The organism is Candidatus Scalindua japonica, assembly GCF_002443295.1.
In the GTDB taxonomy this organism is placed as follows: Bacteria; Planctomycetota; Brocadiia; order Brocadiales; family Scalinduaceae; genus Scalindua; species Scalindua japonica.
In genome coordinates this window covers 67,420-80,114 of sequence record NZ_BAOS01000011.1, presented here as the reverse complement: position 1 = coordinate 80,114, position 12,695 = coordinate 67,420, and the positions used below count along the sequence as shown (strand labels likewise).

General features: G+C 39.5%; 8 protein-coding genes. All 8 read left to right on the top strand.

The annotated features are described in order from the left end of the window. Positions 1 to 8 precede the first annotated feature (8 nt). Positions 9 to 1,766 carry a glycosyltransferase family 39 protein gene (locus SCALIN_RS07245; protein ID WP_162532198.1) on the top strand — a complete coding sequence of 586 codons (1,758 nt, stop codon included), beginning with the start codon at positions 9 to 11 and terminating at the stop codon, positions 1,764 to 1,766. Positions 1,767 to 1,810: 44 nt separating this feature from the next. Then, complete coding sequence (locus SCALIN_RS07240) at positions 1,811 to 2,749, top strand: glycosyltransferase family 2 protein (protein WP_096893833.1); 939 nt, start codon at positions 1,811 to 1,813, stop codon at positions 2,747 to 2,749. A gap of 64 nt (positions 2,750 to 2,813) precedes the next feature. Further along, the gene (locus SCALIN_RS07235) at positions 2,814 to 4,268 is read left to right on the top strand and encodes an FAD-dependent oxidoreductase (RefSeq protein WP_096893832.1); all 1,455 of its coding nucleotides are present in this window, start codon (positions 2,814 to 2,816) and stop codon (positions 4,266 to 4,268) included. A gap of 24 nt (positions 4,269 to 4,292) precedes the next feature. Further along, entirely contained in the window at positions 4,293 to 5,825 is a 1,533-nt protein-coding gene (locus SCALIN_RS07230; protein WP_096893830.1) for a hypothetical protein, read from the top strand. Between the two features lie 46 nt (positions 5,826 to 5,871). Next, entirely contained in the window at positions 5,872 to 7,233 is a 1,362-nt protein-coding gene (locus SCALIN_RS07225) for an NAD(P)/FAD-dependent oxidoreductase (protein ID WP_203415388.1), read from the top strand. Beyond that, positions 7,230 to 8,939, top strand: coding sequence for a hypothetical protein (locus SCALIN_RS07220; protein WP_096893828.1), 1,710 nt, complete (start codon positions 7,230 to 7,232; stop codon positions 8,937 to 8,939). Before SCALIN_RS07225 ends, SCALIN_RS07220 begins: the two co-directional genes overlap by 4 nt. Positions 8,940 to 9,119: 180 nt before the next feature. Continuing rightward, positions 9,120 to 10,472 carry a glycoside hydrolase family 30 beta sandwich domain-containing protein gene (locus SCALIN_RS07215; RefSeq protein WP_096893826.1) on the top strand — a complete coding sequence of 451 codons (1,353 nt, stop codon included), beginning with the start codon at positions 9,120 to 9,122 and terminating at the stop codon, positions 10,470 to 10,472. A gap of 6 nt (positions 10,473 to 10,478) precedes the next feature. After that, positions 10,479 to 12,635: a glycosyltransferase family 39 protein gene (locus SCALIN_RS07210; protein WP_096893824.1), complete on the top strand. Its 2,157-nt coding sequence runs from the start codon at positions 10,479 to 10,481 to the stop codon at positions 12,633 to 12,635. Positions 12,636 to 12,695 lie beyond the last annotated feature (60 nt).

The window sequence follows — 12,695 nt, the reverse complement described above, 5'->3', positions numbered from 1 at the left end:
GAATACTTATGACCAACAGAATAAATAAGAGTATACTTTTCAGCATAATCGCTGTAATAGCAATTATATGTATCTCATTGATGCCATCCTTGAAAATAATCCAGTCATTTGCTATCCCGGTAACGTCTGATATTAATAGACTACTCACCGGTATGAGTCTGTTTAAGGTTGGGTTGATAATAAATGGTTTCGTTTTATTTCTATTATTTTACAAGAGCAGTAGAAGTACAAATGTAAACAATCCTTTATACAATAATCCTTCCGGCATATACAAAGATATTAATTCCAAACCGCGATTTAAGTCTTCAATAGCATTGGTATTGTTACTGGTTATTGCCGCTTTATTGAGATTAAGGGGGATTAATTCAGATCTTTGGTATGATGAGGTGCTAACGCTTGTAGAGTTCGTCAGGCTTCCGTTTGGCCAGCTTCTTACAAGTTACATAGACCAGAATAATCATGTTTTTTACTCTTTACTCTCAAATATCAGTGTCTCGGTTTTTGGAGAGAGCCCGGGCGCACTCCGGCTACCAGCACTATTGTTTGGATTAGCCAGTATCTGGGTCCTATATAATCTGGCGAGAAACCTTACCGATGATAGAGAAGCATGGCTTGCCACAATCTTAATAACACTATCATACCACCACGTCTGGTTTTCACAAAACGCACGGGGCTACACGGGTCTGCTTTTTTGTACGTTATCAGGGACCTGTCTTTTTATAAAAGTTCTTCGAAAAGCCTCAACTGTTTCTTGTATTATTTATGCCGCGTTCATGGCACTGGGAATATATACTCATTTAACATCTGTTTTTTTACTGGTAAGTCATATTATTATTTACTGCTTCATTTTGTTAAAACACACAAATTTCCTTAAAAACGTAACTTCCTCTGATTGGTGGCCTGTGAAATCGTTTATCTTAGTGGGCCTTTTCACATTCCAGTTGTACTCTCTGATCCTTCCTCAGGTAATCAACTCCTTTCAAGGGCGCTTAGGCGAAGGGGCTTTGCGTGTGGAGGCATGGACCAATCCTATTTGGGGATTGTTTGAGGCAGTAAAAGGATTAAGCATCAGCTTTGGAACAATCCTTGGGGGAGTAATAGCATTATTACTATTTGGAGCAGGATTAATCAGTTATGCCAGATCTAACCAAATTGTTATCTGGTTATTGCTAATTCCCTTGCTCATCGGAACGATAACGTTGATAATAGCCCATCTTCACTTTTATCCACGTTTCTTTTTCTTCCTTCTCGGTATAGGATTTTTAGTCCTGGTCCGTGGTACCACAGAATCAGCGCGTTTATTTCAATTATTACTGCCAAAAAAACTTTCGTCTTATTTCTCTGTTCGAAAAGCGGGAACTCTCTTTGCCAGTATTATTATTGTCGCTTCTTTTATTACCCTGGCAAACAATTATCGCTACCCAAAGCAAGATTATTCCGGAGCTTTAGCATATATTAAAGAGAATTGCAAAGATAGCGATTTGGTGGTATCCGTAGGCATGGCCATGTATCCTTTCGAAAAATACTATGCTCCTGAGTGGGAGACGATCAAAACACTTGACGCGCTCAACGAAATACTTTCAGATAATAAAACTATATGGCTTGTATATATATTCCAAGATCATATGGAATCTTTATACCCTGAAATCATGTCCAGTATTAATCAGGATTTCACTGTTGCAAAGAAGTTTCCCGGAACATTAAACGGAGGATCTGTATATGTCTGTGTGAATGACAAGTCTCAACGATTGAATACTTATTTTTAAAATTAAAGTCCGGCACAAACGCTACAAGAAAATAGAAAATATTAATGGCAGAATACTTGAATAAAACGGACCGAAAAGTGAACCCGAACTTGAGTGATCAAGCAATGAATAATGTAGAAGTTTCCATCGTCATCCCCGCCTATAACGAAGAAGACGTAATTGCAGATCAGATTAAGGACGTGCACAAAGTGATGGAGCAAACTGAGTGGATTTATGAGGTGATAGTTGTTAATGACGGTTCCACTGACGGTACTGCGAAACAGGTGATGGAACAAAATGCGAAACTTTGTAATCTTCCACATAATCTGGGATACGGTGCAGCTCTGAAAACTGGTATAAAAGAGGCACGTTCTGAATATATTGTCATTATTGACGCTGATGGCACCTATCCAACTACCGCAATACCGGTGTTGCTAGAGAAAGCTCACGAGTACGATATGGTTGTCGGCGCCAGGACCGGAAAAGATGTAAACATCCCATTTGTACGAAAACCGGCTAAATGGTTCTTGAATTTTTTGGCAAATTATCTTTCCGGTAAACATATTCCGGACCTCAACTCGGGTTTACGAGTATTCAGAAAATCTTTGATTGAAAATTTTATCAATATTCTCCCTTCAGGTTTTTCATTTACGACCACTATTACCCTTGCAATGTCGTGTAACGACTATCAGGTGTATTACCACTCTATCGACTATTATCAAAGGGTTGGAAAATCAAAAATAATGCCAATACACGCCTATTATTTTTTACTGTTGATAATACGCACTATTGTTTATTTTAATCCTTTAAAAGTTTTCTTACCACTGGGTGGGATATTCTTCATCACTGGCATAGTTAAATTTATTTATGATGTTATACAATGGCACCTTTCTGAAAGTCTTTTGTTGGGAATGTTGTGTATGCTGTCCGCGGGGACCATTTGGTCAATCGGGCTTTTAGCTGACTTGATTTCCAAGGTTGGATTATCTCCAAGGCAAAAATAAACGAGACAATACTGTTTAATTATATACATACGACCAGGTAAATTAGAATAGTCTAAATACCATAATGATTAAAGAAAAAGGAGGTGTAAAAAGAAAACCTCGTGTAATAATCTTAGGTGCGGGACCTGCCGGTTTGTATGCGGCATTTCAATTGATACAAAAAGGGTTAGCCGCAGTTACAGTACTGGAACAATCTGAAACTGTAGGAGGAACCGCCGCCAGTTTTAAGATTTATGGAGTAAGGGTAGACTATGGAAGTCATCGCCTTCATCCGGCCTGCAAACCTGATATTCTGGAGGATATCAGAATACTACTGGACAAAGATTTACTGGACAGGCCCAGGCATGGAAGGATAAGGCTACATGGGCAGTGGGTCCATTTTCCACTTAAACCTCTTGACTTGATGCTTCGACTTTCACCAGGTTTCGCCTTTAACGCTGCAACTGACGTTTTTAGAAAAGTATTTAAGAACAGATCAACAACTGCTGAAAATAAAACGTTTGCTTCTGTTCTGGAGCAAGGTTTGGGGAGGACTATATGCCGTGATTTCTACTTTCCTTACGCGCGAAAATTATGGGGAATGTCACCCGATGAAGTTTCGCCTATTCAGGCAAAACGTCGTGTTTCTTCCAACTCTCCGGGTAAGATGGCAGGGAAAATATTGTCTGCCTTACCAGGAGTAAAAAAGATCTTAAATGGCGGACGCTTTTTCTATCCAAAATACGGGTTTGGACAAATAAGTGAGTATTTATTTCAAGCGTCCAGTGATAATGGTGCAAGCTTTTGTATGGGCACCAAGGCATCATCTATAAATTTAAACAGTTCCGGAGTTTATTCTGTCACCTGTGAAAAAGATGGACAAACGCACTCTTATAAAGCGGATTATGTCTGGTCTACAATACCAATCTGTACCTTAATACAGTGTTTGTTACCACAACCACCACAACCGATCATTCAGGCTTCGAACTTTCTGAAATATCGGTCAATGATTTTTATATACCTCGTGTTGGAGCAAAAACAATTCAGTGAATACGATGCACATTACTTTCCTGAGTCGGAGATTCAGATAACGCGCCTTTCGGAACCAAAGAATTATAATTGTGCCGAAAAACCGGACAATATAACCGTTTTATGTGCTGAGCTTCCCTGTTTTATAAGCAGTCCGGAGTGGGAAATGAATGATAAAGAACTGGGTGAACTTGTATGTCGATGTCTGGAGTTTGCTGAAATCCCTGTTAAGGCCTCTGTAAAAGATGTAGTAACACGTCGTACTAAGTTTGCATATCCAATGTACAGGCAGGGATACGAAGCCTGTTTCGAACAAGTTGATCAGTGGCTCAGTCAAGTAGAAAACTTACTCACTTTTGGGCGTCAGGGTCTCTTTGCTCACGACAATACCCATCATGCTTTCCATATGGCATATTCGGCTGTTGATTGTTTTGAAGATAACGGAGTATTTGATAATAACAAATGGAAAAAGTATCGTAAAGAATTTGAAAAACATGTCGTAGAAGATTGAGTGTAACGATTGCGGTTTATCGGTATGAAATTTTTAACATCTCTAAGCATCAGAATCTTTATCATATCCTGGAGTATTTTTGCTATTCATTTTGCCACAAATATTGTACGGGAACACTATCCGGCTTTCAGCCTCGTAGATTATGCTACCTTCAAGGTCGACGAGTATCAGGGATTTCATCCTGATATTTTTGTTCATACAGACGGACACTCATATATTGGCAATAATGTTGCTGCATCCGTAATTGCTGCAATCCCACTGTTTATTTTTGATCCAATTCTCGACGTACTTGAAAGGTATGAAAAAAGAAAGATTCGAAGAGAAGGTGTGCCTGGAACTATCTATAGGACCAGGCACACAAACAGCATAAAATTTCTAAAATTGGTTAAAGAAAAGGGACTAAGTTTACGTTTCGGAGGTGCGTCAGTGGTAACCTCTGTTTTTCTCATGGCGCCTCTTTCGGCCATGACTATAGTTTTTATGTTCCATCTTCTAACCAGACGTGGTATTCGTACAAAACAAGCCCTCTGGTTATCAATGTTATTTGGTTTCGGTACACCAGTTTTTTTCAGAACAGGAGTCATAAACCACAATATGCTCATTATGTATGCTGCATTTGTCGCCTTTTACTTACTTTGGATTCAACCTGAAATGAGATTTCCCGTAAGCATGAATCGACGACTGACAGCAGGATTTCTATGTGGGGCTTGCCTGGCTCTCGACTATAGCGGAATAATTCCGCTGCTGGTTTTCTATGGATACCTTATCATTAATCGCCTTTCCACGGCTTCACTAAAAACTGCTATACGGGAGTCTATTCCTTTTATTATCGGATGTGCGCCTCCGGTACTCTTCCTGTGCTACAGTCAATGGTCAATGTTTGGGAATCCGTTCCTTCCCGGTCAGTATTGGATGCCAAATGTTACCACTACGGAGGGATATTACTTCAGAAACCCTTATTCTGATAGTGGATTTCGGGGGTTTACCTGGCCTTCATTGGACCTCTTTTACCTGAATCTTTTTTCCCCGTCATACGGAATGTATACATACGGGCCAATTTTAGCAATAGGGCTTATCCCGACATGTTTTTATAAAAAAAACAAACTGATACTGACACAACCGGAAAGAATATTGACAACTATTTTTTTTATTCTGTTTCTCTCTTTCTGTGCAGCCAACCAGTATTCCAGAATACAATTCAACTCGGGATTTCGGTATCTGGTACCTCTGATACCTCTGATCTATCTCTCTGCATGTGACCACCTTGTCAGGATTCCACGCCGCTGGCTTATCATTATTGTCATCCCAATTCTATTACATTCATGGGTTATCAGTATGGTGCGCGAACCCGTTCCGGAGTCATGGTGCCGTGTTATTACAGAAGGACTACAACTTCCATGGCTATCAGTTTTGCGTGCTACCGCTCCCGAAGGTCACCCAATTCTTGGCAGCTCATTATTGCCAACTACAATAATTTTACTTACGATGTTACTGGTTTTTACTATCTGGAAACTTGGAAAAACCAGTGCGTTGAAACGAGAAACTGATAACCGATAACAAAAGTGTATTATTTATTTATTTATTGGAAAGAGGACTTTTTTTTATGGCAAGCGATACGAAAAACAATTTAAATAAAATGCATGTTATTGTTATCGGTGGCGGTTTCACCGGTTTAGCGGCTGCTTATGAATTAACACGCTGTGGAATCAGGGTTACACTGCTTGAGGCGGACGATCAGATCGGTGGTCTTGCAGGAAGTTTTTCTGTTGGAGAAACTCGTCTTGAACGTTTTTACCATCATTGCTTTAACAATGATCGCCATGTCATTGAACTGATTGATGATTTGAAACTGAACAGGTGTATGATAAAATCTCCAACGCAGACAGGAATGTATTTCTCTAATAATCTTTATCGTTTATCTACCCCTGTTGATCTCTTGCGTTTCACTCCTCTGTCATTGTACAACAGATTTAAACTCGGTTTACTGGTATTGAAGGCCCGTAGATATAAGGATTGGTTGAAGTTGGACGATATTCCCGCGGCTGAATGGATATCTTCTCTTGTCGGTAAAGAGGTTTTCAGCGTTGTATGGGAACCTCTTTTAGCTGGTAAGTTTGGCGATTATGCCTCCAGTATATCAGCAGCATGGTTATGGGCAAAACTTGTATTACGGGGAGGCAGCCGAGGTAGGATGGGAGAAGAGCAGCTCATTTATTTTCGTGGTGGTTTTGCTGTAATTATAGATCATATTGTCAACTTTATCTCTTCTCATGGTGGCACTATTTGTTACAGATCATCAGCAAGAGGCCTGGAAGTGAGGAATCGCCGCATTACCGGCGTGATTGCCAATGGTGAAGTTTTACCATGTGATGCCGCTATTGCGACTACTGCTTTGCCTGTAATTTCAAGCCTGATGCGTTCTCATGTGTCTGATGAGTTTACAAAAAGTCTTATTAAGATAAATTACCTGGCGAATGTGTGCCTGGTACTACAGTTAGACCGAAGCCTGTCAAAACTGTATTGGATTAATGTAAATGATCCCTCTTTCCCTTTTGTTGGTATCATTGAACATACAAACATTGAATCACCTGTTCATTATTCAGGACATCACATTGTTTATTTGTCCAAATATCTTCTGCCGAATGAAGAAATGTTTGGATTGGAGGATAAAAAACTTCTCTTGTTTGCTCTACCGTATATACGACGCATATTTCCTGAATTTAGCCCAGACTGGATAATTAACTACAAGGTGTGGAGAGCGAAACATGCTCAGCCTATTGTTTCTTGCGGATACCGACACATTATACCGGATTATGCTACCCCGGTTGACGGTTTTTATATTGCCAGTATGGCCCAGATTTACCCTGAAGACAGGGGCATAAATTATGCAATACGGGATGGACGGAAGGTAGCCGGATACACCAGGAATTTTCTTAAAGACCAGGATGTGGTGAAGACAGTATGAACGGTGAAAAGACAAGATTGTATCGTGATATAATTTCCGGTAATACCAGCAAAACAGTCAAATTAGCAAGCATTTCTGTATTATTTGCCGCTTTTTTAATAGGTCGATTGCTATTTGCCAACTACAGTTTTTTCTGGGAGACTGATGACCTCTCAATAGCTACCGGAATAGCGGCGCTTGTGCGTGATAACATTGGGGATACTTACCGCTATGGTCCTCAGGTAGGTTATTATAGATTAGTGCAAATTATTGATATGGTATTTGGTAGTAACGTTACCCATATCCCATTGATAATGATTACACTGTCAGTAATTGCAGGGACCATGATACCGTTATTTTCAATTGTCTCATTTCGCAAAGAACTGAAGTATTCCGAGCGGATTCTAATGGCATTCTGTCTCTACATTAACCCGATACTCTGGACGAACAGCCGCTATGGCAATACTGCTATTGTTGCACTTGTATTTGCTTTAGCATCAATAGCTTTATTGTCAAATTTACCAAAAAAGGGTATTGAGTCACTGGCGTTAGCTCTCTTTGGTTTAGGTATCCTAATCCGTGCCGATACAGTTTTGTTAACGCCCATTATAGCCATGCTTATTTATTTTAATCATAATTCGATTAAGAAGACGGTCCTTAAATGTGCGGCCATAGGAATCGTAATGATTATTATCTATGCATTAATTTTTTCATTCGATCCACATATGGATAATATTCACTCCACTATTAAGACACATCTGTTTAATCCTCGTTACCATACAAAATTCTGGTACTATCTGATCTGGTCTATCTCACCATTTCCATTGATTTTTGCTGTATGGGGATTTAGAGATCTGCTGGAAGAGAGACAAAAGCTGTTTATATGTGTCTTGGTGTGGTGTTTACCGGTATTTCTATTCTATTTTGGTTCGACAACTACGCCACGTTATTTTTTATTGACAGTCTTTCCTGTAGTACTATGCAGTATAGTCGGATTAAAAAATCTTGCTGAAATTTTAATAAAAGGATACCATTTACGTGTAACTCTTGTGTGGTTGGGGATTTTAACACTTAGTTCTCTGCATCTTTTTATCGGATTGGGTCATTTCACGCCTGATCGGGTTTCAAATATCTTCAATCGTGCATTCATTGAAACACACGATGGGAAGCTTTACACCGGAGGATTTCTTTATCATATTTACGGAGGTATCCTGCACCAGACATACAAAAAAAAACATTTTCAGTTTCCTGTATTTGCAGAGGGATTTCACTTTTCGGACGACATAAAGTCTGCGTTACAGGATATGACATCATATCATGGCCCAAGTCGTACTGTTATTATTGTTCACGACGGTTGGACAGGAAACGTTTTTCACTACAATGCTCAGATAGTAGGCGCGAAGTATGTTTCACGGTCTTCCGGAAGACCGGACCTTACTAATTCAACTGAAACATGGATTAAGCTAGGCAACTTTAAGGTAATGACTATTGCAAATTATATCGAAGAATACGCTGAACTAGATAAATTTAAAGTAGATATTGGTGATGAGATATGGGTTTTGGGCACTGACATAGACTTAGAGGGATTAGAGATAGTCTACAGTAAAATCCCGCAGGGGTTAGGTTTTTTTTCAATACCCAGTACAAGCAGTAATATACGAATGTACAGACTTGTTAAGTCGCAAAATATAGAAAACCATACAATAAGTCACGGCTTTAAGAGATGATAAATGGAATATCAAAAGAGGCTGGGGCGAAAAATTATAAACAAATTAGTTACAGGAACATTAACTGCTGTTATAGCCTAAGTTGTGTTAAAAACAATTTATAAACACTTTGGTCTCAGAAAAATTTTGATAATTACTATTCCTCTCTTTCTATTAATTATCATTTTAAAGATATCAGTTATGCAACAATTCAGATCGGAAGTCTTGCTAACGCTTGATACTTCAAAGCAATTTCAGACTTGGGGAGGCTGGGAAGTTACTATAAACAGGTGGATGGATGATCTGGATACCTTAGAAAATAATACGCAACCAGTACAGAAATCCATACTAAATAAGCTTTTAAGCAACGCAGTTAATGACCTTGGAATTACAGCAGTTCGTTTTGAGTTCAGTCCCAGTGGTAAGTTCGGAATTGAGATGGATAACGATAATGAAGACTGCAATAATTTTGACTATACACAGATAGATTGGAGAGGTTTTGATCCGTATTTAGAAGATTATGTTATTCCTATGAAAAAACTGATTGAAGAGCATGGGGAAAAGTTGACATTAGACCTACATGTTATTACTTTTGACTATCCAAAAGATACTATACAATGGCATTTGACAGAACCGGAAGAATACGCAGAATTAATAGTAGGATGTATAAAGAGGATGGATGACCAATTCGATATAATACCGGATTATATCACTCCTTCTAATGAGCCTGACAATAATACCGTTATGTCAAAACCACAACTTCTCAGAAATATGCGAGCCTTAGTTAATCGATTACAATCCGAAGGGTATACAAACATTAAATTGCGTTATCCTGATACGATGAGGAGTAAAAATGTTTTACCATTTTTTGATGAATTGCAGGGAGATTATCCTGACTTACTCCCTTATGTTGATACGCTCTCATTTCATGGCTACGGAGGCTTGAGAAAGTCAACATTGAATAATATACGTAGTCGTGCACAGACAACCGGAATGAAGACAGCACAAACTGAATGGGGAGATTCCTCTAATATTTCACGAGACATTTACAAATCCCTTGTCTGGGCTGATGTTAGTTTTTATCAAAATTTTGGACTTAACTGGCAGGCTCTGAAACATGGAAATCCCGGGGAACATTATATATTGACAGGGTTTGATGGGGATGAAAGTAACGCACCGTATTTTAACGGTTTCCATCCTAATACCTCCTTCGCATATCCAAATTCTAAATATTATGCATTTCAACAATATAGTAAGTATATTCTGCCAAAATATGTTCGTGTTGATATAAAGAGCAGCAATTATGCTGTGAAACCTGTAGCTTTTATGTCTCATGAGGGACAAATCACAATTGTCATCTTAAATGAAAAACATGGTCATACTGATATTGTTATTAATAATGTTCCGGTGGGAATTTACAATATTACGCTGACCGATAGAGTACACAACGGAATTGATATGGGACAGATGAACATAGGAACAAAGGTGGAAGCTGGAACAATCTCATTTTCTTTTAACCGTCCAGGTACTGTTACTTTCTTTTCAGACAGGTAAATTGTTTTGTTCAGATTAAAACAGTTATTATATTTTTTGGGTAGTATATCTTTTTTTGCATGGGCTTATTACTGTCCTCAATTTCACGATGCTAAGGGTGGGCTCAATGGGGAGTTTTGCCTGCCTGTTTCTGTTGGCATTGCTCTAATTATACGGGGCTGTACAATACATAGGCGATTGAGAAAATCATCCTTCTGGTTTGCACTCTCCATTATCGGACAAGCTGTGGCCTTGCAACTGATTAACGCTGGTCCGTATGTAAGATATCAACATTACAAACCTCTGCATAGTCTTTTGACAGGGACTAATCTCTTTCTTCTTTTTTTTCTCCTGACTCAAACAGTTCTTGTTGTGGCGAGTTTCAGAACTCTCTGGCCTGATATTCAAACCTGGCTTTGTCGCACCTTTAAGTTTTGGCAGTTGCTGAGTATTGGATTACTCTTTTCTTTGTCAAGTGCGACAGTTTCACGCGAGATATTTACTTATTCATTAGAACTTCCATTTGCAACTTTTATACAACTCCTGAACCTGGCAACTGTTATATTAGTTGTTTGGAATCTTCCAGAGGAGACACTCATAGCCCTAAAGCAGGTATTAGATAAAATACTAAAACGGTCAGGAAGGAAAAATGATTACGACGGTATTGACCCCTTTGCAATAGTTGCTTCTGTAGGGGTAACTTTGCTTGCTGCTGTTCTCAGTATTATATCTTATGAAAGGCATCCTCACATTCCGGATGAAGTCGGATATCTATATCATGCAAAATATTTTGCGGCAGGCATGCTCACAATGCCTGCCGCTCCTGTCCCGGAAGCTTTTAATATTGACCTTATGACCTATGAAGATAACAGGTGGTATTCACCAGTCTCTCCCGGTTGGCCGGCAATACTGGCAATAGGAATGTTTTTTGGAGTGCCATGGATGGTTAATCCTGTCCTTGGGGGTTTTAGTACGCTGCTTGCATATATCTTCATACGAACAATATATGACAGATATACTGCTCGTATAGCGACCCTTTTATTATGCATATCACCCTGGTTTATATTTATGGCTACAAACTTCATGACGCATACACTAACTCTTCTCTGCACCTTGATTTCTGCAGTTGCAGTAGTTTGGTCAAGAAAGACCGGCAAGGTATCATGGGCCTGGATTGGAGGATTATCAGTTGGAATGGTGAGCCTGACAAGACCTCTGGAGGGTGTAATCGTTGCGGGGCTTCTTGGTCTCTGGGCTATCGGATTAGGCGGGCAGAGACTAAGGCTTTCTGCTATCGCAGGGTTTGTATTTGGCGCTATCATTCTAGGTTCATTGGCTTTACCGTATAATAAGTTTTTAACGGGCAACCCGTTGAAGTTTCCCATAATGGCATATTTTGACAAATATTATGGCCATATGACAAATGCACTTGGCTTTGGGCCGGAGCGTGGGTTTGAGTGGCCCCATGACCCGTATCCCGGCCATGGTTTCATGGATGTACTGGTAAACTCAAATCTTAATATTTTCTCAATTAACATAGAGCTGCTTGGATGGAGTACTGGCTCTTTGATATTTTTTGCTGTTATGCTGTTTTCAAGAGTAAAACAGAGAAATGATTATCTCATGTTGTCTGCTATTTTTACCGTTATCGCAGCACACGCATTTTACTGGTTTAGTGGTGGGCCTGACTTTGGGGCAAGGTATTGGTATTTAGCTATTGTTCCATGCATTGCTCTGACAGTCAGAGGAATTCAGGTACTTGCCGGCAGGTTGGAATCCGATTTGTCTCCCGTTACTCATCAGGGTAACAGGGTGATATGTGGGGGTTTTTTGCTATGTTTTATAACATTAATAAACTTTTTTCCATGGCGTGCCATAGACAAATATCACCTCTATCGTGGAATGCGACCTGATATTCGCCATCTTGCAAAAGAAAATAATTTTGGAAAGAGCCTTGTTTTGATTAGAGGTAACAGAGAACCTGATTATGTCTCGGCAGCCATTTACAATCCTGTTGATCTTCACACTGACGTACCGATCTACGCGTGGGACAAGAATGAGGATATTCGGAACCGATTACAAAAAGAGTATTCGGGCCGGTCAATTTGGATAGTGGAAGGCCCAAGCATTACAGGGGGAGGATATAACGTTGTTGAGGGTCCAATGCCTTCAACAAAACGGTAACAGCGGGGGTTTGGATTCTGAGTAAAATCTGCTCTTATTATTGAGGCAATACCCATCTTG